We start from the raw sequence: 26,137 nt of genomic DNA, 5'->3' as shown, positions 1-26,137 counted from the left end.
GAAAGGGACCTTGAGGTCGCCAGAAGCTTCGCGGGCAAGCACCGCTCCCACAAGAGCGGCCCGTGGCAGGGTTTACAACAACTCGAAGCTCTGCTGCGTCACGTCCTGCGAGTCCAGGCCGATCTGCACATTGAACTTGCCGGGTTCCGAGGCGTACTTCAATTGGGTGTTGTAGAACTTCAGGTCGTTCTCGTCGATGCTGAAGTGAATGACCTTCTGCTCGCCCGCCTTGAGCATCACCTTCTGGAAGTTCTTCAGCTCCTTGACCGGACGGGTCATGGAACCGGCGACATCCTGGATATACAACTGCACCACGGTCTCGCCATCACGCTTGCCGGTGTTCTTGACCGTGATGCTGGCATCGAGCTTGCCGCTCTTGTTCAGCGTGGTCGAAGACAGCGCCATGTTGCTCAGGCTGAAATCGGTGTAGCTCAGGCCATAGCCGAAGGGATACAGCGGGGTGTTTTCCTCGTCGAAGTACTGCGAGGTGTAGTTGCCCGGCTTGCCCGGTGTGAACGGTCGGCCGATGGTCAGGTGGTTGTAGTACATCGGCACCTGGCCGACCGAGCGCGGGAAGGTGATCGGCAGCTTGCCCGACGGGTTGTAGTCGCCGAACAGCACGTCGGCGATGGCATTGCCGCCTTCGGTGCCGCTGAACCAGGTCTCCAGCACGGCATCGGCCTGGTCCTGCTCGTGGCCGATGGTCAGCGGACGGCCGTTCATCAGCACCAGCACCAGCGGTTTGCCGGTGGCCTTGAGGGCCTTGATCAGTTCACGCTGGTTGACCGGGATGTTCAGGTCGGTGCGGCTCGACGACTCGTGGGACATGCCCCGCGACTCGCCGACCGCCGCCACGACCACGTCGGCCTGTTGGGCGGCCTTGACCGCTTCGGCGATCAATTCAGCGGTCGGACGTGGGTCGTTGACCACTTCCGGCGCGTCGAAATTGAGGAAGTTCAGGTAGTCGAGGAGTTTCTTGTCCTCGGTGATATTGGCGCCACGGGCGTAGATCAGGTTGCTCGGGTCGCCGACTGCCTTGTTCATGCCGTCGAACAGCGTGACCGATTGCGCCGGCAAACCGGCGGCGGCCCAACTGCCCATCATGTCGATCGGGGCCTTGGCCAGGGGGCCGACCAGGGCGATCTTCGCCGATTTCTTCAGCGGCAGGGTCTGGCCCTGGTTCTTCAGCAGGACCAGGCTGCGGCGCGCCACATCCCGGGCATCGGCACGGTGCAGGCGGCTTTCGGCGTTGGTATCGGCCGGGTCGTCCTCGGCCTTGCCGATGCGCAGGTACGGGTCCTTGAACAGCCCCATGTCGTACTTGGCGCCGAGCACTTCACGCACGGCGTTGTCCAGGTCGCTTTGCGGCACTTCGCCGGACTTGATCAGTCCCGGCAGTTCCTTGCCATAGAGCGAGTCGTTCATGCTCATGTCGATGCCGGCCTTGATCGCCAGCTTGGCTGCTTCGCGACCGTCCTTGGCGACGCCATGCTTGAGCAGTTCGAAAATCGCCCCGTGGTCGCTCACCGCCAGGCCCTTGAAGCCCCATTCCTTGCGCAGCAGGTCCTGCATCAGCCAGGTATTGGAGGTGGCGGGGATGCCGTTGATCGAGTTCAGCGCGACCATCACCCCGCCCGCGCCGGCGTCGAGCGCGGCGCGATAGGGTGGCAGGTAGGTCTGGTACATTTTCACCGGGCTCATGTCGACCACGTTGTAGTCGCGACCGCCTTCCACCGCGCCATAGAGGGCGAAGTGCTTGACGCTGGACATGATGCTGTCCGCTTCGCTCGGGCTCTTGCCCTGGTAGGCGTGGACCATCACCTTGGCGATGCGCGAGACCAGGTAGGTGTCCTCGCCGAAGCCTTCGGAGGTCCGGCCCCAGCGCGGGTCACGGGAAATATCGACCATCGGCGCGAAGGTGATGTCGAGGCTGTCGGCGCTGGCTTCCTGGGCGGCAATGCGCCCGGAACGCCCGATGGCGTCCATGTCCCAACTGGAGGCCAGGGCCAGGCTGATGGGGAAAATGGTCCGGTGGCCGTGGATCACGTCATAGGCGAAGAACATCGGGATCTTCAGCCGGCTGCGCATGGCCGCGTCCTGCATCGGACGGTTTTCCGGACGGGTAATGGAGTTGAAGGTGCCACCGATGTTGCCGGCGGCGATTTCCTTGCGGATCAGTTCCCGGGGCATTTCCGGGCCGATACTGATCAGGCGCAACTGGCCGATCTTTTCCTCGAGGGTCATCTGCTTCATCAGTTGGGCGATGAAGGCGTCCTTGTTTTCAATGGGGGCGGGCTTTGTGTCGGCCACTACCGGGAGACTGGCCAGGCCAATAGCAAGGCCCAGCAAACACAGCTTCTTCATGAATGATTATCTCGGGGCCCGGTCCGGCGACCAATCATTGCGCACTGGCCGGGCTGTTTAGTTATAGGGAGCGACTATTGTTGTGCTAATAATTCAGCACAGTTATGAACTGTTTTTCGCGCTGGGCATCTTTTAGCTGATTGCCTTCACACATTCCAGTGGCGGTGACGGATTATGCCTGAGTCCCTGGTACGAAAAATCCTAGGGCTTTTCCCTTTTTTGCCTTTTAAGGAGTGTTTCGAGCATGCACGCACAACAGGGGTTCCGTTCAAGTGGCAGGTTTGTCGTACTGGCATTGCTGGCGACATTGCTGGCCGGTTGCGGTATCAACAACATCCCCACTTACGATGAGCAAGTGAAAGCCAACTGGGCCCAGGTGCAGAACCAGTACCAGCGGCGCGCGGACCTGATCCCGAACCTGGTGGAAACGGTCAAGGGCTATGCGAAACAGGAGCAGGAAACCCTGACCGCGGTAGTCGAGGCGCGCGCCAAGGCCACCTCGATCCAGGTCGATGCCAGCACCCTGGACAATCCCGAGAAGCTCAAGCAGTACCAGGATGCCCAGGGTCAGCTGACCGGCGCGCTCAGTCGCCTGATGGTGGTCTCGGAGCGCTACCCGGACCTGAAGTCGAACCAGAACTTCCTGGCGTTGCAGTCCCAGCTCGAAGGCACGGAAAACCGCATCAGCGTGGCGCGGCGTGATTTCATCCTCAGCGTGGAAAAGTACAACACCGAGATCCGTACCTTTCCCGGCCGCCTCTGGCACAGCCTGATGTACAGCAACATGCCGCTGCGCCCGACGTTCGAGGCGACGACCCAGGACGCCGATAAAGCGCCGCAGGTGAAGTTCCAGTAACCCGACGAGCGTTACCGCGCCGGTGCGTGATAACGCTTGCCCCTGCTTCATCATGAACGAGGTCGGCATGCGTATTTTCAAAGGCGCCCTGTGGCTGTTGCTGTGCACGCTGGCGCTGACGGCCAGGGCCGATTTGCAGTTTCCCGAACTGAGCGGGCGGGTGGTGGACAGCGCCCAGATGATCGATGCGCCGGTACGCGAGGCCTTGAGCCAGCAGTTGCTGGCGCATGAAAAGGCCACTGGCGAGCAGGTCGTGGTGGTGACCGTGGCGAACCTGCAAGGCGAGACCATCGAGGACTATGGCTACCAGTTGGGGCGTCATTGGGGCATCGGCCAGAAGGACAAGAACAGCGGCGCGCTACTGATCGTGGCCCGGGACGAGCGCAAGGTGCGGATTGAAGTGGGTTATGGCCTGGAAGACCGCCTGACCGACGCCCAGTCATCCCTGATCATCAACCAGTTGATCGTGCCGCAGTTCAAGCGCGGCGCTATTTCCAGCGGTATCAGTTCCGGGGTCGACGCCATGCTCAAGGTACTGGGCAGTCCGTTGCCGGAAAAAACCGAGCCCGAAGGCGATTTCGGTTCGCGGCACCCGGTATTGATCGGCTTCCTCATGGTTCTCTTCGTGCTGATCTGCGCGATCATGCAACTGATGGGCTTCGGGCCCAGGAGTGGCGGCTCGGGAGGCTTTGGCGGTGGCGGACGTTCCGGCGGTGGTTTCAGCGGTGGCGGCGGCAGTTTCGGTGGCGGCGGCTCATCGGGCAGTTGGTAATCCACAATAATGATCAGAGAGCGTGCATAACCATGGCCTTATTGACTGAGTACGAACAACGCCAGGTCGCCGAAGCGATTGCGCGGGTCGAGCAGCAGACCGATGCGGAACTGGTGACCGTGCTGGCACGGCGTGCCGACGACTACGCGTATATCCCATTGCTGTGGGCGAGCCTGTTGGCGCTGCTGGTGCCGGGGATCATCAACTTTGCCTTCGGCTGGTTGAACAGCCACAGTCTGTTGGCGGTGCAATGGAGCAGTTTTATCGTGTTGTGCCTGGTGTTTCGCATCCCATCGATCACCAGCCAGCTGATACCGCGTTCAGTCCGGCATTGGCGGGCGTCGAGCCTGGCGCGGCGGCAGTTTCTCGAACAGAATCTGCACCATACCGTTGGCCATACCGGGGTGCTGATCTTTGTCAGCGAAGCCGAGCGCCATGTCGAAATCCTGGTGGATGAGGGGATTTCCCGACGGCTGGACAACAGCGTCTGGGAGCCCATCGTCAAGGCCTTCACCGAGCGGGTCAAGCAAGGACAGACCTTGCAGGGGTTTATCGCTTGCGTCGAGTCCTGCGGCGAACTGCTCAATGCCCATGTACCGGTGACCCAGGCGCGTAACGAGTTGCCTAACCGTCTGGTGCTGCTGGGCTGACGTCCGCCGTCTCGGCCGGCATGGATAACCGCGCGCCGGACGAGGCGCGCGTCCTGGCGGGGTGATCGGATGAATGACGAAATAACCCCGTGCCCCGGCGTTCCATCCCGCCTAAAATGCCGGCCATTCTCCCTATCCAGATTCCGCGCGCCCGAGGCGCTTTTTCCATGTCAGCTACTGCAAACCCCGCCCAGCCCGTGCCGGACCATCACGCACAATTTCTCGACCTGCTCGACACCAGCCTGAGCCAGAACGCTTTTATCAAGCTGGTGCTGGCCAAGTACGTGGGCGCCGAGGCGGACCTGCAGCGGCTCATCGTCAAGCAGGTGACGGTCAAGGAGCAGGCGTGCCTGTCCTTTGTCTATCGCTACAAGACCCGTGATATCACCAAGAACTTCGCGGTTGCCGAAGGCCTGGCGATCATTGCCGGGCTGCTGCCGACTTCCTTCAAGAATGCACATCTGCTGTCGCTCACCGACGAGGTGCAGTTGGAGTACAGCAAGAAGGGCAAGAGCACCCTGTTCAAGGGCAAGGCCCAGCAGGCGCGGGAAGTGCCCTCCGGCGAACACAATCGTGAAAAGAACCGCTACCTGGAGCTCGGTCGCCCCTTTCTCACCGATCTGGGGGTGACCAACCAGCAGCACGAACTGATTCCCGCGATGTCGCGCAAGTGGAAGCAGATCAACAAATTCATCGAAGTGTTTTCCCATGCCCTGAGCAGTTCCCCGATCAAGCTCGACCAGCCGGTGCGGGTGGCGGACTTCGGTTCGGGCAAGGGCTACCTGACCTTTGCCATCCACGATTACCTGCGCAATACCTTGCAGGTCGAAGGGCAGGTGACCGGGGTCGAGTTGCGCGAGGACATGGTCAGCCTGTGCAACGCGGCGGCGGCCCGCCTGGAGCATCCGGGGCTGCTGTTCAAGTGCGGCGATGTGCGCAGCGTCGCGCCGAGCGAACTGGAGGTGATGATCGCCTTGCATGCCTGCGACATTGCCACCGACTATGCGATTCACACGGGGATCCGTTCGGGCGCGGCGATCATCATGTGTTCGCCGTGCTGCCACAAGCAGATCCGTTTGCAGATCCAGAGCCCGCTGTTGCTCAAGCCAATGCTGCAATATGGCCTGCACCTGGGACAGCAGGCGGAGATGGTCACCGACAGCTTGCGCGCGCTGTTCCTTGAAGCCTGCGGCTACGAGACCAAGGTCTTCGAGTTCATTTCCCTGGAACACACCAACAAGAACAAGATGATCCTCGCGGTCAAGCGGGCCGAACCGTTGGACCCTGCGCAATTGCTGGTGAAGATCGAGGAATTGAAGGCGTTCTATCACATCCGGGAACACTGCCTGGAAACCCTGTTGCGGGCGGACGGCTACCTGGGCTGACACGCTCAACGGTAGGCGCCAGCCTGCTGGCGATAGCAGCGGCGCGGCGGGCATCTCCATCGCCGGCAAGGTACTTCGTAGTAGCCGGCGATTACCCATCGCCGGCCACAGGGTCTACCTTGAATACGCTTGTCAGTCTTTCATCCCACAGGAGTTCAGTTCCATGGCCGCGAAAAAGATTCTGATGCTGGTTGGCGATTACGTCGAAGACTACGAGGTGATGGTGCCGTTCCAGGCACTGCTGATGGTCGGGCACCAGGTGCATGCCGTGTGCCCGGACAAGAGCGCCGGCCAGACCGTACGCACCGCGATCCATGATTTCGAGGGCGACCAGACCTACAGTGAAAAACCGGGGCACCTGTTTGCCCTGAACTTCGACTTCGCCAAGGTTGATGCCGCCGACTACGACGCCCTGCTGATTCCCGGCGGTCGTGCCCCGGAATACCTGCGCCTGAACGACAAGGTCCTGCAACTGGTCCAGGCCTTCGACGTGGCTGGCAAACCGATTGCCGCCGTTTGCCATGGCGCGCAGTTGCTGGCGGCGGCGGGGATACTCGACGGTCGCGAGTGCAGCGCCTACCCGGCCTGCGCCCCGGAAGTCCGGCTGGCCGGCGGTCGTTATATCGATATCGAAGTGACCCAGGCCCACGTCCAGGGCAACCTGGCCACCGCCCCGGCCTGGCCGGCGCACCCGAGCTGGCTGGCGGCGTTCCTTGGGCTGCTGGGTACCAGGATCACTTTGTAAGCGAGGTTTGGGTCATGTGCGAGCTCTACGTCAAGGCCGATCCGATTCTCTACGAATCGCGTTCCCGTTCGCTGCGTATCCGTGGCGTGGTGACCACCTTGCGCCTGGAAAACCAGTTCTGGGACATCCTCGGCGAGATCGCCGAAGCGGATGGCATGACCACCAACCAGTTGATCACCCGGCTCTACGAGGAAGTGATGGACTTTCGCGGGGAGGTGCTGAATTTCGCCTCCTTCCTGCGGGTCAGTTGCACCCGCTACCTGAGCCAGCGTCGGGCTCAGGTCCCGGAGCTCAGCGTGGTCCGCTCGAACGCTGGTTGAAACACAGCGCACTCCCGGCAGGCGGCTATTTTCGGCTTTCGATCCTGACCTGGCCGTCCTCCAGGGGCACGGTTTTCACCGGGATCAAGGCGGGCAGGGTATTGAGCAGGGCGTCAGGGTCCCGCGCGTCGAGGCTCCCGGAGACCTTGAAATGCGCCAGCGGGCCATCCGCCAGTTGCACCGGTTTGCCGCGGTAAAGGTTCAACTCGTCGATCAGGTTGACCAGTTCGCGATTGTGAAAGGTCAGGTGGCCGCCGCGCCATTCGGCGACCTCTTCGTTGCTCAGGGGGCGCTGTTGCAGTGTGCCCTTGGCGTAGTCGAAGATGGCCCGTTGCCGCGCTTCAAGCAGGATGGCGCTGCTCGGATCGCCTTCGGGTTCGAAGGCCAACTGGCCATGGGCGACGCTGACCACCAGTTGGCGTTGGCCGCGTCGCACATCGAAAGCGCTGCCTAGCACCCGTACCCGGGCATTGCCGGCATGGACCCAGAGCGGGCGCTCCCTGTCAGCGGCCACCTCCAGGTAGAACTGGCCTTGATCCAGGTAGATATCTCGTTGCTGGGCGCGGAAGTTGATGCGCAGCTGGGTATTGATGTTGATGTACAGGCTGCTGCCGTCCGGCAGTTTCAGCAGGCGGGTGCCCTGGGCATGGGCGGCGACCTGGTGCCGATACGGTGTGTTGGCGCCGAGTTGGGGGGTCAGCAACGCACATAATAGTGCGGTCGCCGTGGCCAGGGCCGGTCGCCAGAGGTTCTTGCGCCGTGCTGGCGGCAACACCGGCTGGTTCAGTTGGCGCAGTTGCGCCAGGTCCGCCCAGAGCGCTTCGAATTCAGCATAGGCCTGGGCATGAGCCGGCGTCGCGCGCCATTGTTCGAACGCCTCGTCCAAGCGCGGCTCGGGGGCGTCGCGATGACGGGCGAACCAGCTCGCGGCTTGGGCGGCGACGCTGATTTCATCGGCTGCACTGTCGATGGCGGGGCTCATGTTGGCGGCTCTCATTCGTCGACCAAGGGCGTGTGTCTCATGTCTCGGGGCTGATCCGCAATTGTGGGTTGCCCAGCGGATGGCTCTTGGCATCGAAAAACCGCAGCGTCACCTCCCGGCCCTCGAACAGCTGGCTGAAGTGACGCTTCTGATGCTGGATGAATGCCTGGCTGCGCGGGTGGATCGAGATGGCCAGGGTGTTGATCCGCGCATCCAGCAGGGCCTGGACGATGTGCCGGTCCTGCTCGCCCAGGTTGTGGCCGAAGATGCACAGGGCCCCCTGGTGCGCGGCCAACTGCCCGTAGCAGTACGACAGGTAATCCGAATGACGGATCGCCTTGAGCTTGTCCTGGGCATTCCCTTCACTGACGAACAATGGCACATCGCCCAGGGTGTTGATCGCGAAACTGCCCAGCAGGGTACTTTCCGAAGACGTCAGCTTGCGCGTGCTGCCGTCGAGGTTCTTCACCAGGTGCAGGCCACCGTGCAGGTACAGGATACGGGTGCCGCGGGCGTGGGTGTCGCCCAGGTCGAAGGTCGAGTCGCCCGTGCGGAACAGGTCGTCGAACGCCTCGGGTGCCTGCATGATCGCCCAGTAGGCGAGCAGGTCGTAGTTGCTCGAGTACAGCGTTCGGTAGCGGCTCAACTCGGCATTGATCCGCGCCAGGCTCTCGGGCTGCACGAGCTTCCAGGGGAGGTGCACCGAGCGTATCGCGTGGATCAGCGCTTCCTTGATCGCGAAGTAGCGATTACGCGGCGATGACGAGCTGATGGTCAGGGCCGCATTGACCCTGATGGTGCTCTTCAGGGCACTGAGCACCTGTTCGAAGTTGCTGGTTTCCAGGGCCTTGAACACCGCCAGTTCGCTGAGCCCCAACGGGCGGTTGCGAGTGGTCTGGGCCTTTTCGAACAGCGAGTCGTAGGCAAACCCCTGCCACATTGCCCGGCTCGCGCCGTTGCCGATCAGCAGACCACTGAACGGGATTTCGGCACGCAGGGCGTTCCAGTCTTCTAGCGCTGTATCAAATACCTGGAATTCCATCGTCGCCATTCGTCGGTTGCTGTATCTATGGAGGATCAACGGCTAACTTTAACACGTGCCTCTTGAGTCATTCCCTCATTCGGCACACCACGATTCTTTCACGAGGCGTCTTTTACGCTGATATCGTAGTGATATCTCTTTTGGGTGCTTTTTCCAGTGCAATGGAATGCCACATAAAGGGTGATCGATATGCCAGTCAGAAACCTGAAAATAGCCACGCGTGCTTTTCTGAGTTTTGCCGTTGTCACACTGCTGTTGATTGCCTTGGGCTTGTTGGCATTATGGAAAATGCACCTGATTCGCGAGGCCGCGGTCGATTTGCAGGAGAACTGGATGGCCAGCCTGCGACAGGCCGGACGGCTTGAAGTAAGCGTCTATCGGATACGCTTGGAGAGCTTTCGGTTGGTCACGGCCACCGATGCGCAGATGAAACAGAGCGAAATTGCCCGTATCCAGGAACTCAAGGGGACGCTCGAGCAGCAGATCAAGGCCTATGCGCCCTTGGTCTCAAGCCCCGAGGAACGAGCGATTTACGAGGCAGTGCAGAGCAAGGTCGGCCTTTATGAGCAGAAACTTGCCGAGGTGCTGCGCGATGCCAGCGAGAAGGACACCGCAGCCGCGATCAACCTGCTCAATACCGTGATGCCGCCCCTGGCCAACGATCTGCAATCCACCCTCGAGGCGCTGGAAAAAATCAATGACGATGGTGCCGTACAGTCCGGTATTACGGCTCAGCAGCAGTTCGACGGCGGTTTTTATCTGACCATCGCCATCATCGTCATTTCTTGTTTCCTGACTGTCGCGCTGGCGATTATCTTTACCCGCAGCCTGACCGGCCCACTACGCTTGCTGCTCGTCTCGACGCGGAAAATCGCCGAAGGCGATCTGCGCACCGAGGTCGTGGTGGATGGCCAGGACGAGTTGGCCGAATTGCAGGCCTCGACCGCCGCGATGCAGGCCAGCCTGAAAAATACCCTTCGGCATATCAGCAACTCCTCCGCGCAACTGGCCTCGGCCGCGGAAGAAATGAGTGCGGTCACCGATGAGTCCAATCGTGGTATCCAGCGTCAGAGCCTGGAGACCGACCAAGCCGCCACGGCCGTCAACGAAATGACCGCCGCCGTCGAGGAGGTGGCGCGCAATGCCGTTGCGGCATCGCAGTCCACCCAGCGCTCCGAACGCTCGACGCGTACCGGGGCGGACCGCGTGCACCAGACGATCGCCTCCATCGAAAGCCTGAGTTCGACGGTCAAATCCACCGGGCAGGAGGTCGAATCCCTGGCGCAACAGGCGCAGAGCATCAGCAAGGTGCTGGATGTGATCCGCGCCATCGCCGAACAGACCAACCTGCTGGCGCTCAATGCCGCCATCGAGGCCGCCCGGGCCGGTGAACAGGGCCGCGGTTTCGCCGTGGTGGCCGATGAGGTGCGAGCCCTGGCGCATCGCACACAGGTCTCGACCCAGGAAATCGAACAGATGATCAGCACCATCCAGGCCGGTACCGGGCAGGCCGTGGTGTCGATGCAGCGCAGCAATGAAGAAGCCGGCAAGACCCTGCTGATTGCCCATGAGGCCGGTTCGGCCTTGTCCGAGATCGCCCAGGCCATCAGTGAGATCAACGACCGTAACCTGATGATTGCCACCGCCTCCGAGGAACAGGCCCAGGTCGCCCGCTCGGTGGACCAGAACCTGGTCAGTATCCGCGACCTGTCGATCCAGAGTTCGTCGGCGGCGAACCAGACCCTGGCCGCCAGTCATGAGTTGTCCAAGTTGGCGGTGGAACTGAACAGGGTCGTGACGCAGTTCTCGATCTGAGGCGCTGGCGGCTGCCCTCGGCTCTGTGTTTGACGCATCCGCTCGCAGACGTGAAATGGACCCGGATATCCGCAAAGGCTGTCTCAAGATCGAGGCGGCCTGCGGGCCTTTGGCGTCGATGGCGAATCGTATCGCTGGCGCGGGTTGATCCAGATAAATGGGGGGAGTTACCCGTGCTGGTTTGGATCCGAGATTTTCTTGCGCCAGGTCAAGGCGTGTCGAGGCGCTTCAACTGAAGCTAGGAGGAGTCAGTCAGTTAAAGGAAGGCTTACCGTGAGCAGCACTTTTTTCATCCCCGCAGTGAACATTATGGGCATCGATTGCCTGGACGAAGCCATGGCTGCGATTCGCAATTATGGTTTTCGCAAGGCGTTGATCGTCACCGACGCAGGTCTGGCGAAGGCCGGCGTTGCTGCACGGATTGCCGAGCTGTTGGCGATGCAGGACATCGACTCGGTGCTGTTCGATGGCGCCAAGCCAAACCCGAATATCGACAACGTCGAGAAGGGGCTGGCGGCTCTCAAGGCCGGCCAGTGCGATTTCGTCGTATCCCTGGGCGGCGGCTCGCCCCACGACTGTGCCAAGGGCATCGCCCTGTGCGCCACCAACGGCGGGCATATCCGCGATTATGAGGGGGTCGATCGTTCGGCCCAGCCACAGCTGCCGCTGGTGGCGATCAACACCACCGCCGGTACCGCCAGCGAGATGACCCGCTTTTGCATCATCACCGACGAATCGCGCCACGTGAAAATGGCGATTGTCGACCGTAATGTCACGCCGCTGCTGTCGGTCAACGACCCGGCCCTGATGGTGGCCATGCCCAAGGGCTTGACGGCCGCCACCGGCATGGATGCCCTGACCCATGCCATCGAGGCGTATGTGTCCACGGCGGCGACCCCGATCACCGACGCCTGTGCGATCAAGGCCATCGAATTGATCAGCGCCAACCTGCGTCTGGCCGTGCGTGACGGCAGCGATCTGCAGGCCCGGGAAAACATGGCGTATGCGCAGTTCCTGGCGGGCATGGCGTTCAACAACGCGTCGCTGGGCTTCGTGCATGCCATGGCGCACCAGTTGGGTGGTTTCTACGACTTGCCCCATGGCGTGTGCAATGCGGTGTTGCTGCCCCATGTGCAGAGTTTCAATGCGCTGGTCTGCCCGCAACGCCTGAGTGATGTGGCCAAGGCGCTGGATGCGGACACCCGCGGCATGAGTGCCGAGGAGGGTGCCCAGGCGGCCATCGTGGCGATTCGCAGTCTGGCCAAGGATGTCGAGATTCCCGCCGGCCTGCGCGAGCTGGGCGCCAAGTTGCAGGACATTCCGATCCTCGCCACCAATGCCTTGAAGGACGCTTGCGGCCTGACCAACCCACGGGCGGCGGATCAGCGGCAGATCGAAGAGATTTTCCGCAGCGCGTTCTGATCCGGCGTCATATTGCCCTTGGCACGGCTGATTGGCGTGCCAAGGACATATTTTGCCGTGCCTGGAGCCTTGCGCTGCCTGTTTGGACGCTATCGCCGCGGTGCGGCGTCCCGGCAAGCCGGCCACAGGGTTCGCGGGCGCTATCCAGGTTCCATTTCCCTGAGCGGATGCCCTTGGGCAGCCCGGCTCAGGCAATGGCGATCAGCCAAAGACCTTCTTCAGGAACGCCTGCATATCCGCCCAGGAGCTTTTATCGGCGGCCTTGTTATAGCCGATATCCGGGCCACCATGGTCGCCGTGGCTCAGGCGATCGGCGTCCGGGTTGGTGAAGCCGTGCTTGGCCCCTTCCAGGCTGACGAAGCGGTAGTCGGCGCCGGCCTTGTCCATTTCCGCCTTGAACGCGCTGACGTTTTGCGCAGTGACCATGCTGTCCCTGGCGCCATGCTCCACCAGGATTTTTGCCTTGACGCCGCCCGGCGTGGCCGGTGTGTTGGTCGCCAGGGCACCATGGAAGCTGACCACGCCGGCCAGCGGCACGCCCTGGCGCGCGGCGTTGAGTACCACGCCACCGCCGAAGCAATAGCCAATCGCGGCCAGTTTGCCCGGGTCGGTCTGTGGTTGCTTTTTCAGCAGGTCGAGCCCGGCCTGGAAGCGTGCGCTGGAGGCCGCGCTGTCCTGGGTCGCGGCTTGCATGAAGGCCATGGCGTCTTTCGGGTGTTCGGTGTTCTTGCCTTCGCCATACATGTCGATGGCCAGGGCGCTGTAACCGAGGGCGGCGAGGTCACGGGCGCGACGCTTGGCGTAGTCGTTGAGTCCCCACCACTCATGCACGACCACCACGCCCGGCCGGGGCCCCTTGATCGCGTCGTCATAGGCCAGATAGCCGATCAGCTTCGTACCGTCGGGACTTTGGTAAGGGATTGTCCGGGTCTGGATCGCGGCCTGGGACAGCGTGCCGAGGCCGAGCAGAAAAACAGCAAGTAAAAGCCGCATCACGGGTTCTCCAACAAAACAGGGCGATTGATTATTGTAGGCGCGAGCTTGCTCGCGATGGTGGTCAACGACAACGCGGGATAGCGGATACTACGGCGTGCCTGTGCCCCCATCGCGAACGAGCTTGCCCCCGCAGCATAGGGCGCCTCGAGCAAGCCTAGTCGATCCAATGTGTTCAGGGGGAGTTCAGGGCTGTTTGTTTACTCTGTATCAATGATGATGCGCGAAATCCGCTGCTTGCCGGCCGACCGTGTCTTTCATGAAACACTTTGGCGGAACTGAGTTACCGTTATGGGCGAAGCGATGCCGGTAGCGTTGGGAGAGCACTATGAAATTGCTGGTGGTAGAAGACGAGGCGTTGTTGCGACATCACTTGCAGACCCGTCTGGGTGACGGTGGCCATGTGGTCGAGGCGGTGGGCAATGCCGAGGAGGCGCTGTACCAGACCGAGCAGTTCCATCATGACCTCGCGGTTATCGATCTCGGCCTGCCGGGCATGGGTGGGCTGGACCTGATCCGTCAACTGCGCTCGCACGGCAAGGTCTTCCCGATCCTGATCCTCACCGCGCGCGGCAACTGGCAGGACAAGGTCGAAGGCCTGGCCGCCGGTGCCGACGACTATCTGGTCAAGCCCTTCCAGTTCGAGGAACTGGAAGCGCGGATGAATGCCTTGCTGCGGCGTTCCAGCGGTTTCACCCAGTCGACCATTACCGCCGGCCCGCTGTTGCTGGACCTCAATCGCAAGCAGGCCTCCCTCGACGAGCAGCCCTTGGCGCTGACGGCCTATGAATACCGGATCCTTGAATACCTGATGCGTCATCACCAGCAGGTGGTGGCCAAGGACCGCTTGATGGAGCAGTTGTACCCGGACGACGACGAGCGTGATCCGAATGTGATCGAAGTCCTGGTCGGGCGCTTGCGGCGCAAGCTGGAAGGGGCTGTCGGGTTCAAGCCGATCGATACCGTGCGGGGCCTGGGCTACCTGTTCAACGAGCGCTGCCGGTGATTCGTTCGCTGCGGGTGCGGCTGATGCTGGCCGCCACCACCCTGGCGATACTGTTCATGCTGGCCTTGCTGCCGGCGATGCAGGGAGCCTTCAGCCTGGCGTTGCAGGACTCCATCGAGCAACGCCTGGCCTCGGATGTGACCACCCTGATTTCCGCGGCGCGCATCGAAAAACAGAAGCTGCAGATGCCCGATCTGCTGCCCGACGAAAAATTCAACCTGCCCGACAGCCGTCTGCTGGGCTATATCTTCGATCGCGAGGGGCAGTTGGTCTGGCGTTCGCGGGCGACCCAGGAAGAACACATCAATTACCGCCCGCGCTATGACGGGCGCGGCAATGAATTCGCGAAAATCCGCGAGGACAACGGCAACGAATTCTTCGTCTACGACGTCGAGGTCAAGTTGCTCGGTGGCAAGAGCGCCGCCTACAGCTTTGTCGCCCTGCAACCGATGCGCGAGTACAACATGACCCTGGCCGGCCTGCGCGAGAAGCTCTACCTGGGCTTTGGCGCGGCGTTATCGGTACTTCTGGCGTTGCTCTGGCTCGGCCTGACCTGGGGCCTGCGCGCGTTGCGGCGGCTGAGCCAGGAACTGGACCAGATCGAGAGCGGCGAGCTGGAAAGCCTCAGCGAGGAGCACCCGCGCGAACTGCTGCGCCTGACCGGCTCGCTCAACCGCCTGTTGCGCAGCGAGCGTGAACAGCGCAGTCGTTATCGCGATTCCCTGGACGATCTGGCCCACAGCCTGAAAACGCCCCTGGCGGTCTTGCAAGGGGTCAGCGAGGGCATGGCGCAGCGGCCCCAGGATCGCGAACAGGCCAGGGTCCTGCAGAGCCAGATCGAGCGCATGAACCAACAGATCAGTTACCAGTTGCAGCGCGCCAGCCTGCGCAAGAGCGGCCTGGTCCGACATCAGGTCGAGCTACGGCCGGTGCTCGACAGCCTGTGCAGCACGCTGGACAAGGTCTATCGCGACAAACAGGTGCAGGTCGTCATCGACGTGCCGCAGTTCAGCCATGTGCCGATCGAGCAGGGAGCGCTGCTGGAACTCCTCGGCAACCTGTTGGAAAACGCCTATCGGTTGTGCCTGAGCCAGGTGCGGATCAGCCTGCGCCGAGGCGGGCAGGGGATTGAGGTGTCTGTCGAGGACGATGGGCCAGGTGTACCGTCCGACCAGCGGGCGCGGATTCTGCAACGCGGCGAACGTCTGGACCGCCAGCACCCGGGCCAGGGCATCGGCCTGGCGGTGGTCCAGGACATTATCCAGAGCTACGACGCCGAGATGACCCTGGGGGATTCGGCACTGGGTGGGGCCTCGTTCCGGATTCATTTTCCACCACAATGAGCGCGGGGGCGGCGTCTACAGTTCCTGGGCGCGATAGGCACCGGGCGTCAGGCCGGTCCACTTCTTGAAGGCCCGGTGAAAGGCCGAGGGTTCCGAGAAGCCAAGCTGTTCGGCGATCTGTTGCAACGACCGTTCGCCGCGGCCCAGATGGTAGATGGCGATGTCCCGTCGCAGTTCGTCCTTGAGTGCCTGAAAACTCGTGCCTTCCTCGCGCAAGTGTCGCCGCAGGGTCTGCGGGCTGATGTGCAGGTGTTGGGCGACGGCTTCCAGGTCCGGCCAGCGCGCGGCATCACGGCTGAGCAGACGCCGCAACTGGCTGCTCAGGCTGTCGCCGTCGTCGGGACGGGCCAGCAGATCGGCGGGCGCGCGACCAAGGAACTGCTTGAGCGTGCGTTCGTCCTGCAGCAACGGCAGGTCCAGGTAATGGCTACTGAACAACAGGCTGCTGGCGGTGGCGTCGAAACTCAGCGGGCAAGGAAACAACAGGTCGTATTCACTGGCATGCGTGGGGCGCGGGTAACCGAAGCGGGCCTCGTGCAGGCGAATGCGCTGGCCGATCAGCCAACTGCCCAGGCGGTGCCAGATCACCAGCAGGCACTCGCTGAGAAAGTGATCCGGGTCCCACAGGTTCGAGGCGTCCAGGCTCAGGCGCGCGCAGTCGCCTTCACGGCGCAGGCACAGGCGCGGGGCGTCGGGGAACAGGTCGTAGAACCGCAGGCCACGGTGCAGGGCTTTTTCCAGCGTCGGGCAATGAATCAGCGCATGCATCATCATGGCGAAGGTGCCGAGCCTGCAGCGGCTCTGGCCGAATCCCAGGTATTCGTCGTCCAACTCCAGCCAGAGCCCTTGCAGCAACTGTGTGAACTGCTCCGGCGCCAGGCGTGCCCGCGGCTCGTCGAGCCACTGCGGGGCGATGCCCAGGCGTTGCAGCAGGGTCGAACAATCATGACCCTGGCGACGCGCCCCTTCCAGGGCGGCGCGGGCGAAGTGGCTGGCGATGCTGCGTTCACGCATGGGGCGGTTCCGTCCATTGAGTGATCGATGTTAGTCACGGATACGTTGCAGGGACAAGGCGGATATCCGCCAAATCCTCGGGTGCTTTGGGGTGGATAGGCGGAAATCCGCCATCTATGCTGTAAGCGTGATGGACCGATGAAGCCGTGAAGTCATGATGGCTAAAGGCTTTGCCGGTATTTTGCAAAAGTGGCACGGGCTTTGCGAAGCGTTGAGAGGTCTGCCCCACGCAGTTCGACAAACAACAAAAATCCCTCCGGTGCAGGAGGGTTCGTGCTTCAGGTCTCGCGGTTGCTGATGGATAGCAGACGTGTGATCTCTTGAGGAACTTTGCAATGACGACTCGTCAGCCCCTGTACAAATCCCTGTATTTCCAGGTGGTCGTAGCCATCGCTATCGGCATCCTGATCGGCCATTTCTACCCACACGCCGCCGTGGCTCTCAAGCCTCTGGGTGACGGCTTCATCAAGCTGATCAAAATGGTCATCGCCCCGATCATCTTCTGCACCGTCGTCAGCGGCATCGCTGGCATGCAGAACATGAAGGCGGTCGGCAAGACCGGCGGCTACGCGCTGATGTACTTCGAAGTGGTATCGACCATCGCCCTGCTGATCGGCCTGGTCGTGGTCAACGTCATCCAGCCGGGCGCCGGCATGCACATCGACGTGGCGACCCTGGATGCTTCGAAAGTCGCGGCCTACGTCACTGCTGGCGCGGACCAGAGCGTCGTTGGCTTCATCCTGAACGTGATCCCGAACACCATCGTCGGCGCCTTCGCCAACGGCGATATCCTGCAAGTGCTGATGTTCTCGGTGATCTTCGGTTTCGCCCTGCATCGCCTGGGTGCCTACGGCAAGCCGGTGCTGGACTTCATCGATCGTTTCGCCCACGTGATGTTCAACATCATCAACATGATCATGAAACTGGCGCCACTCGGTGCGCTGGGTGCGATGGCTTTCACCATCGGTGCCTACGGTGTGAGCTCGCTGGTACAACTCGGCCAGTTGATGATCTGCTTCTACATCACCTGCGTGCTGTTCGTGGTGGTGGTGCTGGGCGCCATCTGCCGTGCCCACGGTTTCAGCGTGCTGAAACTGATTCGTTACATCCGTGAAGAGCTGCTGATCGTACTGGGTACTTCCTCTTCGGAATCGGCCCTGCCCCGCATGCTGATCAAGATGGAGCGCCTGGGCGCGAAGAAATCGGTTGTCGGCCTGGTGATCCCGACCGGCTACTCCTTCAACCTCGACGGTACCTCGATCTACCTGACCATGGCCGCCGTGTTCATCGCCCAGGCGACTGACACGCACATGGACATCACCCACCAGATCACCCTGTTGCTGGTGTTGCTGCTGTCTTCCAAGGGCGCCGCGGGCGTCACCGGTAGTGGTTTCATCGTCCTGGCGGCGACCTTGTCGGCCGTAGGTCACCTGCCGGTGGCCGGCCTGGCACTGATCCTCGGTATCGACCGCTTCATGTCCGAAGCCCGTGCCCTGACCAACCTGGTGGGTAACGCCGTGGCGACCCTGGTGGTGGCCAAGTGGGTCAAGGAGTTGGACGAAGACAAGCTGCATACGGAACTGGCTTCCGGCGGTCGCGGTATTGAAGACGAACGCGTACTGGACGATCTGGAAGTCGCCGAAGGCCCGGCACCCAGCGTCAAGTAAGCGTCAGCGGTTATAAGAAAACCCATCTTCGGATGGGTTTTTTTATGCCAGGGCGATACGTCCCGACAGGACGCTTGCCACGGCCCTTATGGGAGCCGGCTTGCCGGCGATGGCATCGGCGCGGTGTGCCTGACAATCCAGGGCGCCTGGATCGTCGGCAAGCCGGCTCCACGGACGATCAGTGCTGCTGGGCGTTGTGGTGCTTGCCGCCGGGCGGCGGGCTGCCTACGCTGGAGCCTGTCGATCCGGAAAATGGAAAGCCCATGCAAGGTCCGCTGGCGTCACTCAAGGTACTGGATTTCTCCACATTGCTGCCGGGGCCGTTCGCCTCGTTGTTGCTGGCGGACATGGGCGCCGAGGTGTTGCGCATCGAGGCCCCCGGCCGCCTCGACCTGTTGCGGGCCTGGCCGCCCCACGACGGCGAGGTCTCCGCCAGTCACGCCTGGATCAACCGCAACAAGCGCAGCCTGGTCCTGGATTTGAAACAGGCCGAGGCGCTGGCGGTGATCCATCGCCTGGTGCGCGAGCATGACATCCTCCTGGAGCAGTTCCGGCCCGGGGTGATGGACCGTCTGGGCCTGGGCTATGAAACCCTGAAGGCGCTCAATCCACGGTTGATCTACGTGTCGATCACCGGTTACGGCCAGACCGGTCCTTACCGCGATCGCGCCGGACATGACATCAACTATCTGGCGCTGTCCGGGTTGGCCAGCTATACCGGGCGCCGGGAGGGCGGCCCGCTGCCCCTGGGGATGCAGGTGGCGGATGTGGCGGGTGGTTCGTTGCATGGGGTGATCGGTTTGCTGGCGGCGGTCATCGCCCGGCAGCAAACGGGGCTGGGGCAGTACGTCGATGTCAGCATGACGGATTGCGCCTTCAGCCTGAATGCCATGGCCGGAGCCGGGTTTCTCGCTTGCGGGGTTGAACCGGGGCCGGAAGAGCAAATGCTCAATGGCGGCAGTTTCTATGATTATTACCGTAGCCGGGAAGGGCGCTGGTTTTCCGTGGGTAGCCTGGAACCGGGGTTTATGCAGCAGTTGTGTGGAGCCCTGGGGCTAGCGGAATTGGCGGCTCAAGGGCTGTTATCGGAGCCCGAGGCACAACAGGCGTTGAAGCAGGCGCTACAGGTCGAATTCGAAAAGCGTGATTTCGAGGCGCTGTGCGCGCTGTTTGCTGGGTTGGATGCTTGCGTCGAGCCGGTGCTCAGCCTGGCCGAGGCGGTCGAGCATCCACAGTTGCGGGCCCGGGAGGTGGTGGTTCAGGTGCCCCGTGGGGATGGCGGCACGCAGGCGCAGATGGCCTGTCCGCTGAAGTTTTCCCAGGGTTTGCCGGCGCCTCGGCATATCGGTGCGCGGCCGGGCGAGCATGGCGATGAGGTGTTGCGGGAGCTGGGCTATAGCGAAGAGCGTATAGCGGTGTTGCGAGAGGCCGGTGTTATAGCTTGATGTTATTGCGCCTGTTCTATTGCTTTCGCGGGCAAGCTCCGCTCCCACAAGGTTCCTGGGCGAGTCCGGATTTTGTGTACGAGCGAAAACCTCTGGGCGCGGAGCTTGCCCGCGAAAGAGGCCGCAAGGCCACCCTTGCTTGAAAAACTCACTCCACCCGCATTTCACCACTGAACACCAGGGTCTGCCGGCAACGTCGGCACAGATAACGCCGGCCTTCGCTCACCAGCCGATGCCGCTGGCCGGAAAACGCAAAGTCGCTGTTGGCGCACGGGCAGCGGTAGATATAGCGCGTCACGCGGCGGCGCTGGATTTCATAGGTGTGGCAGCGATTGGGCGGCAGTTCGTAGACCCCACGCATGATCAACTGCCATTCCTCGCCATGGGGCTGGATACGTTCGCCGAACAGTTGATGGGCGATCAGGTGCGCCACCTCATGGGCCACGGTCTGCTTGAGGAAGTCTTCGCTGTTTTCCCGGTACAGCTGCGGATTGAAGCGCAGCAGGTTTTCATGCAGATGCGCCACGCCGGCTTTCTGGCCACGCAGCTTGAGGCTGACCACTGGACGCTTGAAGGGTCGTTTGAAAAAGGCTTCGGCTTGTTGGAAACAGTCTTCGACGCGGGTCTTGAGTTGCTCGGGCATGCTTTACGGATCTCCAGAGACACCGAGTATGCCGTAAACCCGGGGATTTCCGAATCGGTCAGGCGCCGAATGGTCGTGGCGCGCCAAAAGGCCGCCTTGCGGCGGCCCGTGTTGGCAGTTATGGCTTTGTTTTATTCAGTTGGTATAGATCGGGCCGACGCCCAGGCCCCAGACAATCACGGTAAAGGCCATGATCGCCACCAGCACCACCAGGCCGACGGCGAGCACGGAGCTGGAGAACAGGAACCCTTCGTCCGAAGGGATGTTCATGAAGGTCGGCAGGCCGACGTACAGCAGGTAGACCGTGTAGCAGATGGCCGCCGTGCCGACGATCATCCCCAGCCACATATGCGGGTAGAGCGCCGCAAGCCCGCCGATGAACAGCGGTGTGGCGGTGTAGGTGGCGAAGGCCACGCAACGCGCCAGGCTGGGGTTGGCGTCGTAGGTGCGGGCCATCCAGTGGATGAACGCGCCCATCACCGCCACGCCGCCAAGCATGGCGATGTAGGACATGAGCGTCATCCAGATGGCGCTGTCCTGGGTCAGCATCACCGGTGCGCGGTTGCCGATGACCCAGCCGATCCGGGTGGTGCCGATAAAGGCTGAAATGGCCGGGATGGCCGCCAGGATCAAGGTGTGGGTGAGGTACATGTGGCCGATGCTTTCCTCGGCATCGCCACGGATCTGCCGCCACTCCTGATCAGGATGGGTGAACAGTCCGACTACGTGATGGATCATGCCTGTCACTCCTTTTGTTATTGCCATCGCCCCCCGATGGAGCGCCTGCGGGCCAAGTGGCCGAAGTCAGGTCTGGATTTGTATGCGACCTTATGTCGCAGTATAGGGAGGCTGGGAGGAGGGCTTTAGAGCAAATTGAACTGTCGGGCAAGGCTGTAATCGCATTGTCGCATTTGTATGCTGAGCCATGAACCCATGAACCCATGAACCTGTGCACCAGATACCTGTGGGAGCGGAGCTTGTCGGATCGCCGCACCGCCGCGAAGGGGACCTGGAGAACGCCAAAAGCTTCGCGGGCAAGCACCGCTCCCACACAAACACTGCTCCCGCCACGGAGTCTTCGCCTGCCGTGGGTTTATGGGTAAAATAATCGGCTTTTCGACACACCTCACGGATTTCAAGGGCTATGGGCACTCTTTCGGTCAATCAGAACAAACTGCAGAAACGCCTGCGTCGGCAAGCCGGTGAGGCGGTCGCCGACTTCAACATGATCGAAGAGGGCGACAAGGTCATGGTCTGCCTGTCCGGCGGCAAGGACAGCTACACCATGCTCGACGTGCTGATGCATTTGCAGAAAGTGGCACCGATCAAGTTCGATATCGTCGCCGTGAACATGGACCAGAAGCAGCCCGGCTTCCCCGAGCATGTGTTGCCCGCCTACCTGAAAGCGCTGGGCGTGGAGTACCACATCGTCGAGAAGGACACCTATTCGGTGGTCAAGGAGCTGGTGCCCGAGGGCAAGACCACCTGCTCGCTGTGTTCGCGCCTGCGTCGTGGCACGCTGTACACCTTCGCCGACGAGATCGGCGCGACCAAGATGGCCCTCGGGCATCACCGAGACGATATCGTCGAAACCTTCTTTCTCAACATGTTCTACAACGGCTCGCTCAAGGCCATGCCGCCCAAGCTGCGGGCCGACGACGGGCGTAACGTGGTGATCCGGCCGCTGGCCTATTGCAGCGAGAAGGATATCCAGGCCTATTCGGACTTCAAGCAGTTCCCGATCATTCCTTGCAACCTCTGTGGCTCCCAGGAGAACCTGCAACGCCAGGTGGTCAAGGAAATGCTCCAGGAGTGGGAGCGCAAGACCCCGGGTCGTACCGAAAGCATCTTCCGCGGCTTGCAGAACGTCGTGCCGTCGCAGTTGGCCGACCGCAACCTGTTCGACTTTACCCACCTTCGAATCGATGAGACCGCCGCCTCGCGCTTCGTCAATGTAGTGAACCTCTGAATGCGCGACTACAAATGGTTGCATGAGTACTGCCTGAACCGCTTTGGTTCGGCAGCCGCGCTGGAGGCTGAATTGCCTGTACCGGCCAGTCCAGAGCAACTGCGTGCGCTGGCGGATGATCGTTATCTGTCGATGATTGCCTTGCGGGTCTTCCGCGCCGGTCTCAAGCACAGTCTGGTGGACGCCAAGTGGCCGGTGTTCGAGCAGGTGTTTTTTGGCTTCGACCCGGAAAAAGTGGTGTTGATGGGCGCCGAGCACCTGGAGCGGCTGATGCAGGATGCACGGATCATTCGCCACCTGGGCAAGCTCAAGAGCGTGCCGCGCAATGCGCAGATGGTTTTGGACGTGGCCAGGGAGAAGGGCAGTTTCGGTGCGTTGATCGCCGATTGGCCGGTGACTGAAATTACCGGACTGTGGAAGTACCTGGCCAACCATGGCCATCAGTTGGGCGGGCTGTCGGCGCTGCATTTTTTGCGGATGGTGGGCAAGGACACTTTCATCCCGACCCGTGATGTGGTCGCGGCGCTCAATTCGCAGAACGTCATCGACAAGGCGCCCACCAGCCTGCGCGATCTGGCGATCGTACAGGAGGCCTTCAACCAGTGGCATGCCGAAAGCGGCCGGCCGATGTGTCAGTTGTCGATGATGTTGGCGTACACCACCAATCATTGAGGCGCCGGACTTCCGTGGCGAGCGAGTACTTGTGGCGAGCGGGTTTGTCGGAACGCCGCGCCGCCGCGTTCGGCTGCGAAGCAGCCGTAAAATCAGACACCACGCTCTATCTGATACACCGCAACCAGCGGTTTCAGGGGCGCTTCACGCCCCAACGCGGGCAAGCCCGCTCGCCACGGGGCCTCACTCGGCGCAGACACTTCTACGCCTGGCCTTCCCCGGCCAATCGCCGATTCAACTGATGACGCCAGCGCACATAGATCATCGCGCTACAGAACACCGCCACGCTCGCGGCCATCTCCAGCACACCGAACAGCTGCCGATTGGGATCGAACGCCGCCAACGCCCCCTTGATGAAGTACAGGTTCACCACATAGCAGGTGAACGAGTGTCCACGCGCGCTGCCCAGTAACATCCCCGGCAGCAAGAGCAGCAGCGGCACCAGTTCGATCGACAGGATCACCCAAGGTCGCGCACCGTGCAGGTCGGCGAATATCAGGTAATAGATGCTCAGAAAAACCATCAGTCCGAGAAAACAGGCCAGCGCCAACCCACGGCTCCAGCGCACGCGTGGTTCCAGCCAGGCCTGGGCCGGCAACACTTTGGGCTTTCTAGCCACGACCGTTCTCCAGGCTCAGGGCGGTTTTTGCCAGGCGCATGCCCAGTGCCCGGCACAGAGCGATTTCATGCTCGTCCAGCGCGCGCTTGCCGTCGACCCCGGTATGGTGGCTGGCGCCATAGGGCGTGCCGCCACCGCGAGTGTCGAGCAAGGCCGATTCGCTGTAGGGCAGGCCGGTGACCAGCATGCCGTGGTGCAACAGCGGCAATAGCATCGACAGCAAAGTGCTCTCCTGGCCGCCGTGCAGGCTCGAGGTCGAGGTGAAGACCCCGGCCGGCTTGCCCACCAGCGCACCGGTCAGCCACAGGTTGCTGGTGCCGTCGATAAAGTATTTCAGCGGTGCCGCCATATTGCCGAAGCGGGTCGGACTGCCCAGGGCGAGGGCCGCGCAGTTCTTCAGATCGTCGAGGCTGGCATACAGCGCGCCTTCCTCGGGGATCTCCGGCGCAACGGCTTCGCACTGGCTGGAGATCGCCGGTACGGTACGCAGGCGTGCCGTAAGGCCCGCCTGCTCGACGCCGCGGGCAATCTGCCGGGCCATTTCGCGGGTGGAACCATTACGGCTATAGAACAACACCAGAACGTAAGGTGTGCTCACGGCAGGATCTCCAGTACGTTCTCCGCTGGGCGACCGATGATCGCCTTGTCGCCGGCCACCAGGATCGGCCGCTCCATAAGCCTGGGATGTTCGGCGATCGCGGCAATCAGCTGCGCTTCGCTGAGCTGCGGATCGGCCAGGTTCAGTTGCTTGTACTCATCCTCGCCGGTGCGCAGCAATTGGCGCGCGCCGATGCCGAGCTTGCCCAGCAGTTCCTTGAGTTGAGTGGCATTCAGCGGGGTTTCCAGGTAGTGCACGACCGTGGGGGTGAGGCCACGGTCCTGGAGCAGTTCCAGCGCACCGCGGGATTTCGAGCAGCGCGGGTTGTGATAAAGCGTCAGATCGGTCATGTGCGGGTCGCATCTTGCGTAAGGTGGCGGGTATTCTACCTGTCTGGCGAGCGCTCCTGAACCTTGTGAGGTAAAGGGTCGCGGTCGATGACTCATTCGATGAGGGGGATGCAGCACATGGCGAGGCGATTGGTCGCCGCATTGGCGATGATGGGGGTGTTGCTGCTGAGCGGTTGTGGCAACGATTACGGGGTTGACCAGCACGGCCAGAAGGTCGCGTCCGAGCGCCTGGACAAGCAGTGGAAAGTGCTCAACTACTGGGCCGAGTGGTGTAGTCCGTGCCGTACCGAGATCCCGGAGTTGAACGCTTTGTCCGAGCAGCTCAAGGGGCAGTCGGCGGAGGTGTTCGGGGTGAACTTCGATGGTTTGCAGGGCGATGACCTGCGCAAGGCCGGCGAAGCCCTGGGCATCCGTTTCACGGTGCTGGCCCAGGACCCGGCGGACTTTTTCGATCTGCCGCGCAGCGAAGCCTTGCCAGTGACCTACATCATCGATGACAAGGGCAAGGTGCGCGAACAGTTGCTCGGCGAACAGACCGCGGCAGGGCTCTTGGCCAGGCTCAAGGCCTTGCGAGGCTGAGCCTCAGCCTCAGCCTTCTTCCGACCACAGCCGCAGCGGCTTGCCTTCCCGTGGCCAGAACCGCACCTGCTCGATGGGCGAGATGTCCCAGCGCTGGACATTTTCCAGCGCCTGGAGGAAGCGTCTTTCCTGCTCCATCAGCGCCGGTGCGCAGAGCTTGCGGGTACTGCCGACCTTGCCGAAGCTCAGGTTCGCGCCGTCCAGGGTGTAGGGCGCGAACCAGTGATTGCAGCCGCCGGTGCCATAGGCCCGGCCATCGTCGCCAAGGGTAATGCTCAAGTGGCTGTTGTCGATCAACGGACGTTCGCCGATCCATTCCAGCACGTAGCTGTGATCCTGTTGTAATTGCACCTGTTCGCCGGCGCAGCCGAACAGGCTGGCACCGAGCACTCCCAGAATCACCGCGCGTTTCATTACTCTGCCTCCTGGCATCTCGGGCACAGGTGTTTCTCGCCCTGTGTGGTCCAACCCAGCTCGGCGATACGCGCCGTGGCGGCCGGTTTTTGCGCGGCGTTGCCGAGTTTGGCGTCCACCGCGAATTCGAAGTTCAGTTCCTTGGCGCAACCGTCGCAGTTGACTTGCCACTGGTGGATCGCCAGTTCGCCGAAGATCGGCCCCTTGGCGACCGCGACCCATTGGCCTGGCGGGTTGATCAGGTGGCGAACGGTGTCCACGGTCAGGCGCATGGACAGGTCCTTGCTACCCTTGAGGGTCACCAGCAGGACGTCATCGGCGCGGATCGAGCCACCGTTGCCGGTGACCTGATAGCGCCCCGGCACCAGGGCGCGGCATTCAGTCAGGGTGTGTTGCGGGTTCATCAGGCTATAGCGGAAATCGTGTTCGACCATGGGTCCTCCAAATATGGCCAGTATGCTAGCACGCAGGC

At 61.9% G+C, this 26,137-nt stretch carries 27 protein-coding genes; 15 read left to right on the top strand and 12 right to left on the bottom strand.

Features of this window, described 5'->3' with window-relative positions; translation table 11 throughout:
* Positions 1-72: 72 nt before the first annotated feature.
* A complete protein-coding gene (gene bglX, locus PFEN_RS01585; protein WP_191485288.1) occupies positions 73-2,364 on the bottom strand; it encodes a beta-glucosidase BglX in 2,292 nt (763 codons plus the stop codon).
* 244 nt (positions 2,365-2,608) lie between these two features.
* Between bglX and PFEN_RS01580 the strand changes: the two genes are divergently transcribed.
* From PFEN_RS01580 to PFEN_RS01555, 6 genes are all read left to right on the top strand, one after another.
* A complete protein-coding gene (locus PFEN_RS01580; protein ID WP_191485287.1) occupies positions 2,609-3,220 on the top strand; it encodes a LemA family protein in 612 nt (203 codons plus the stop codon).
* A 67-nt stretch (positions 3,221-3,287) separates the two neighbouring features.
* Positions 3,288-3,992 carry a TPM domain-containing protein gene (locus tag PFEN_RS01575; protein ID WP_191485286.1) on the top strand — a complete coding sequence of 235 codons (705 nt, stop codon included), beginning with the start codon at positions 3,288-3,290 and terminating at the stop codon, positions 3,990-3,992.
* A gap of 32 nt (positions 3,993-4,024) precedes the next feature.
* Entirely contained in the window at positions 4,025-4,642 is a 618-nt protein-coding gene (locus PFEN_RS01570; protein WP_191485285.1) for a TPM domain-containing protein, read from the top strand.
* A 167-nt stretch (positions 4,643-4,809) separates the two neighbouring features.
* The gene (locus PFEN_RS01565; protein ID WP_191485284.1) at positions 4,810-6,027 is read left to right on the top strand and encodes a class I SAM-dependent methyltransferase; all 1,218 of its coding nucleotides are present in this window, start codon (positions 4,810-4,812) and stop codon (positions 6,025-6,027) included.
* Between the two features lie 163 nt (positions 6,028-6,190).
* On the top strand, positions 6,191-6,772 hold the full coding sequence (locus PFEN_RS01560; RefSeq protein WP_191485283.1) for a DJ-1/PfpI family protein: 582 nt from the start codon (positions 6,191-6,193) through the stop codon (positions 6,770-6,772).
* Between the two features lie 14 nt (positions 6,773-6,786).
* Entirely contained in the window at positions 6,787-7,092 is a 306-nt protein-coding gene (locus PFEN_RS01555) for a ribbon-helix-helix domain-containing protein (protein WP_191485282.1), read from the top strand.
* Between the two features lie 25 nt (positions 7,093-7,117).
* Here PFEN_RS01555 and PFEN_RS01550 read toward each other — a convergent pair whose 3' ends face one another.
* Positions 7,118-8,074, bottom strand: coding sequence for a FecR family protein (locus PFEN_RS01550; protein WP_191485281.1), 957 nt, complete (start codon positions 8,072-8,074; stop codon positions 7,118-7,120).
* A gap of 37 nt (positions 8,075-8,111) precedes the next feature.
* Positions 8,112-9,116, bottom strand: a complete 1,005-nt coding sequence (locus tag PFEN_RS01545) for a DUF4917 family protein (RefSeq protein WP_191485902.1) — start codon at positions 9,114-9,116, stop codon at positions 8,112-8,114.
* A gap of 189 nt (positions 9,117-9,305) precedes the next feature.
* Here PFEN_RS01545 and PFEN_RS01540 point away from each other — a divergent pair, with 189 nt between their 5' ends.
* A complete protein-coding gene (locus PFEN_RS01540) occupies positions 9,306-10,931 on the top strand; it encodes a methyl-accepting chemotaxis protein (RefSeq protein ID WP_191485280.1) in 1,626 nt (541 codons plus the stop codon).
* Between the two features lie 273 nt (positions 10,932-11,204).
* Positions 11,205-12,353, top strand: coding sequence for an L-threonine dehydrogenase (yiaY, locus tag PFEN_RS01535; protein ID WP_191485279.1), 1,149 nt, complete (start codon positions 11,205-11,207; stop codon positions 12,351-12,353).
* A 201-nt stretch (positions 12,354-12,554) separates the two neighbouring features.
* On the opposite strand, the gene PFEN_RS01530 is transcribed toward yiaY, so the two are convergent.
* Positions 12,555-13,346: a dienelactone hydrolase family protein gene (locus PFEN_RS01530; RefSeq protein WP_191485278.1), complete on the bottom strand. Its 792-nt coding sequence runs from the start codon at positions 13,344-13,346 to the stop codon at positions 12,555-12,557.
* 328 nt (positions 13,347-13,674) lie between these two features.
* Here PFEN_RS01530 and PFEN_RS01525 point away from each other — a divergent pair, with 328 nt between their 5' ends.
* Together PFEN_RS01525 and PFEN_RS01520 are read left to right on the top strand one after the other, a co-directional pair.
* The gene (locus PFEN_RS01525) at positions 13,675-14,352 is read left to right on the top strand and encodes a response regulator (protein WP_191485277.1); all 678 of its coding nucleotides are present in this window, start codon (positions 13,675-13,677) and stop codon (positions 14,350-14,352) included.
* Positions 14,349-15,695, top strand: a complete 1,347-nt coding sequence (locus PFEN_RS01520; protein WP_191485276.1) for an ATP-binding protein — start codon at positions 14,349-14,351, stop codon at positions 15,693-15,695. The genes PFEN_RS01525 and PFEN_RS01520 overlap by 4 nt, the downstream gene beginning before the upstream one ends.
* Before the next feature lie 15 nt (positions 15,696-15,710).
* On the opposite strand, the gene PFEN_RS01515 is transcribed toward PFEN_RS01520, so the two are convergent.
* Positions 15,711-16,709 (bottom strand): AraC family transcriptional regulator, encoded by a 999-nt coding sequence (locus PFEN_RS01515; RefSeq protein WP_191485275.1) that lies wholly within the window; start codon positions 16,707-16,709, stop codon positions 15,711-15,713.
* A gap of 335 nt (positions 16,710-17,044) precedes the next feature.
* Here PFEN_RS01515 and PFEN_RS01510 point away from each other — a divergent pair, with 335 nt between their 5' ends.
* Entirely contained in the window at positions 17,045-18,376 is a 1,332-nt protein-coding gene (locus PFEN_RS01510) for a dicarboxylate/amino acid:cation symporter (RefSeq protein ID WP_191485274.1), read from the top strand.
* A 263-nt stretch (positions 18,377-18,639) separates the two neighbouring features.
* A complete protein-coding gene (locus PFEN_RS01505; protein ID WP_191485273.1) occupies positions 18,640-19,821 on the top strand; it encodes a CaiB/BaiF CoA transferase family protein in 1,182 nt (393 codons plus the stop codon).
* 148 nt (positions 19,822-19,969) lie between these two features.
* Here PFEN_RS01505 and PFEN_RS01500 read toward each other — a convergent pair whose 3' ends face one another.
* The gene (locus PFEN_RS01500; RefSeq protein ID WP_191485272.1) at positions 19,970-20,464 is read right to left on the bottom strand and encodes a SprT family zinc-dependent metalloprotease; all 495 of its coding nucleotides are present in this window, start codon (positions 20,462-20,464) and stop codon (positions 19,970-19,972) included.
* Positions 20,465-20,599: 135 nt separating this feature from the next.
* Positions 20,600-21,202, bottom strand: a complete 603-nt coding sequence (locus PFEN_RS01495) for a Yip1 family protein (RefSeq protein ID WP_191485271.1) — start codon at positions 21,200-21,202, stop codon at positions 20,600-20,602.
* 406 nt (positions 21,203-21,608) lie between these two features.
* On the opposite strand from PFEN_RS01495, the gene ttcA reads away from it, so the two are divergent.
* Positions 21,609-22,433 carry a tRNA 2-thiocytidine(32) synthetase TtcA gene (ttcA, locus tag PFEN_RS01490; RefSeq protein ID WP_191485270.1) on the top strand — a complete coding sequence of 275 codons (825 nt, stop codon included), beginning with the start codon at positions 21,609-21,611 and terminating at the stop codon, positions 22,431-22,433.
* Positions 22,434-23,105: a DNA-3-methyladenine glycosylase I gene (locus PFEN_RS01485; protein ID WP_191485269.1), complete on the top strand. Its 672-nt coding sequence runs from the start codon at positions 22,434-22,436 to the stop codon at positions 23,103-23,105. It begins immediately after the preceding gene.
* A 202-nt stretch (positions 23,106-23,307) separates the two neighbouring features.
* Here the strand turns inward: PFEN_RS01485 and PFEN_RS01480 are convergent, their stop codons facing one another.
* From PFEN_RS01480 to arsC, 3 genes are read right to left on the bottom strand one after another with little or no spacing between them, the layout of a single operon-like run.
* Positions 23,308-23,724, bottom strand: a complete 417-nt coding sequence (locus PFEN_RS01480; RefSeq protein WP_191485268.1) for a DUF2069 domain-containing protein — start codon at positions 23,722-23,724, stop codon at positions 23,308-23,310.
* Positions 23,717-24,322, bottom strand: a complete 606-nt coding sequence (gene wrbA, locus PFEN_RS01475; RefSeq protein ID WP_191485267.1) for an NAD(P)H:quinone oxidoreductase — start codon at positions 24,320-24,322, stop codon at positions 23,717-23,719. The genes PFEN_RS01480 and wrbA overlap by 8 nt, the downstream gene beginning before the upstream one ends.
* Positions 24,319-24,672, bottom strand: coding sequence for an arsenate reductase (glutaredoxin) (gene arsC / locus PFEN_RS01470; RefSeq protein WP_191485266.1), 354 nt, complete (start codon positions 24,670-24,672; stop codon positions 24,319-24,321). Before arsC ends, wrbA begins: the two co-directional genes overlap by 4 nt.
* Positions 24,673-24,789: 117 nt before the next feature.
* Between arsC and PFEN_RS01465 the strand changes: the two genes are divergently transcribed.
* Complete coding sequence (locus tag PFEN_RS01465; protein ID WP_191485265.1) at positions 24,790-25,251, top strand: TlpA disulfide reductase family protein; 462 nt, start codon at positions 24,790-24,792, stop codon at positions 25,249-25,251.
* 9 nt (positions 25,252-25,260) lie between these two features.
* Here the strand turns inward: PFEN_RS01465 and PFEN_RS01460 are convergent, their stop codons facing one another.
* Both PFEN_RS01460 and PFEN_RS01455 read right to left on the bottom strand, forming a co-directional pair.
* Complete coding sequence (locus PFEN_RS01460) at positions 25,261-25,665, bottom strand: META domain-containing protein (RefSeq protein ID WP_191485264.1); 405 nt, start codon at positions 25,663-25,665, stop codon at positions 25,261-25,263.
* Positions 25,665-26,099 carry a hypothetical protein gene (locus PFEN_RS01455; protein ID WP_191485263.1) on the bottom strand — a complete coding sequence of 145 codons (435 nt, stop codon included), beginning with the start codon at positions 26,097-26,099 and terminating at the stop codon, positions 25,665-25,667. The genes PFEN_RS01460 and PFEN_RS01455 overlap by 1 nt, the downstream gene beginning before the upstream one ends.
* Between the last annotated feature and the right edge of the window lie 38 nt (positions 26,100-26,137).

This window comes from Pseudomonas sp. FEN (assembly GCF_904067045.1).
Classification (GTDB): Bacteria; Pseudomonadota; Gammaproteobacteria; order Pseudomonadales; family Pseudomonadaceae; genus Aquipseudomonas.
This window is presented reverse-complemented; position numbering and strand designations above follow the sequence as displayed.

Excerpts from the sequence above, each read along its gene's own strand:
- PFEN_RS01505 (WP_191485273.1), top strand. The coding sequence starts at position 18,640 with ATGCAAGGTCCGCTGGCGTCACTCAAGGTACTGGATTTCTCCACATTG.
- PFEN_RS01460 (WP_191485264.1), bottom strand. The coding sequence starts at position 25,665 with ATGAAACGCGCGGTGATTCTGGGAGTGCTCGGTGCCAGCCTGTTCGGC.
- PFEN_RS01525 (WP_191485277.1), top strand. The coding sequence starts at position 13,675 with ATGAAATTGCTGGTGGTAGAAGACGAGGCGTTGTTGCGACATCACTTG.
- PFEN_RS01560 (WP_191485283.1), top strand. The coding sequence starts at position 6,191 with ATGGCCGCGAAAAAGATTCTGATGCTGGTTGGCGATTACGTCGAAGAC.
- PFEN_RS01540 (WP_191485280.1), top strand. The coding sequence starts at position 9,306 with ATGCCAGTCAGAAACCTGAAAATAGCCACGCGTGCTTTTCTGAGTTTT.
- PFEN_RS01550 (WP_191485281.1), bottom strand. The coding sequence starts at position 8,074 with ATGAGCCCCGCCATCGACAGTGCAGCCGATGAAATCAGCGTCGCCGCC.
- PFEN_RS01455 (WP_191485263.1), bottom strand. The coding sequence starts at position 26,099 with ATGGTCGAACACGATTTCCGCTATAGCCTGATGAACCCGCAACACACC.
- PFEN_RS01515 (WP_191485275.1), bottom strand. The coding sequence starts at position 16,709 with ATGCGTGAACGCAGCATCGCCAGCCACTTCGCCCGCGCCGCCCTGGAA.
- PFEN_RS01580 (WP_191485287.1), top strand. The coding sequence starts at position 2,609 with ATGCACGCACAACAGGGGTTCCGTTCAAGTGGCAGGTTTGTCGTACTG.
- PFEN_RS01575 (WP_191485286.1), top strand. The coding sequence starts at position 3,288 with ATGCGTATTTTCAAAGGCGCCCTGTGGCTGTTGCTGTGCACGCTGGCG.
- bglX (WP_191485288.1), bottom strand. The coding sequence starts at position 2,364 with ATGAAGAAGCTGTGTTTGCTGGGCCTTGCTATTGGCCTGGCCAGTCTC.
- arsC (WP_191485266.1), bottom strand. The coding sequence starts at position 24,672 with ATGACCGATCTGACGCTTTATCACAACCCGCGCTGCTCGAAATCCCGC.
- PFEN_RS01510 (WP_191485274.1), top strand. The coding sequence starts at position 17,045 with ATGACGACTCGTCAGCCCCTGTACAAATCCCTGTATTTCCAGGTGGTC.
- PFEN_RS01500 (WP_191485272.1), bottom strand. The coding sequence starts at position 20,464 with ATGCCCGAGCAACTCAAGACCCGCGTCGAAGACTGTTTCCAACAAGCC.
- PFEN_RS01495 (WP_191485271.1), bottom strand. The coding sequence starts at position 21,202 with ATGATCCATCACGTAGTCGGACTGTTCACCCATCCTGATCAGGAGTGG.
- PFEN_RS01530 (WP_191485278.1), bottom strand. The coding sequence starts at position 13,346 with ATGCGGCTTTTACTTGCTGTTTTTCTGCTCGGCCTCGGCACGCTGTCC.
- ttcA (WP_191485270.1), top strand. The coding sequence starts at position 21,609 with ATGGGCACTCTTTCGGTCAATCAGAACAAACTGCAGAAACGCCTGCGT.
- PFEN_RS01485 (WP_191485269.1), top strand. The coding sequence starts at position 22,434 with ATGCGCGACTACAAATGGTTGCATGAGTACTGCCTGAACCGCTTTGGT.
- PFEN_RS01465 (WP_191485265.1), top strand. The coding sequence starts at position 24,790 with ATGGCGAGGCGATTGGTCGCCGCATTGGCGATGATGGGGGTGTTGCTG.
- PFEN_RS01555 (WP_191485282.1), top strand. The coding sequence starts at position 6,787 with ATGTGCGAGCTCTACGTCAAGGCCGATCCGATTCTCTACGAATCGCGT.
- PFEN_RS01565 (WP_191485284.1), top strand. The coding sequence starts at position 4,810 with ATGTCAGCTACTGCAAACCCCGCCCAGCCCGTGCCGGACCATCACGCA.
- PFEN_RS01545 (WP_191485902.1), bottom strand. The coding sequence starts at position 9,116 with ATGGAATTCCAGGTATTTGATACAGCGCTAGAAGACTGGAACGCCCTG.
- PFEN_RS01570 (WP_191485285.1), top strand. The coding sequence starts at position 4,025 with ATGGCCTTATTGACTGAGTACGAACAACGCCAGGTCGCCGAAGCGATT.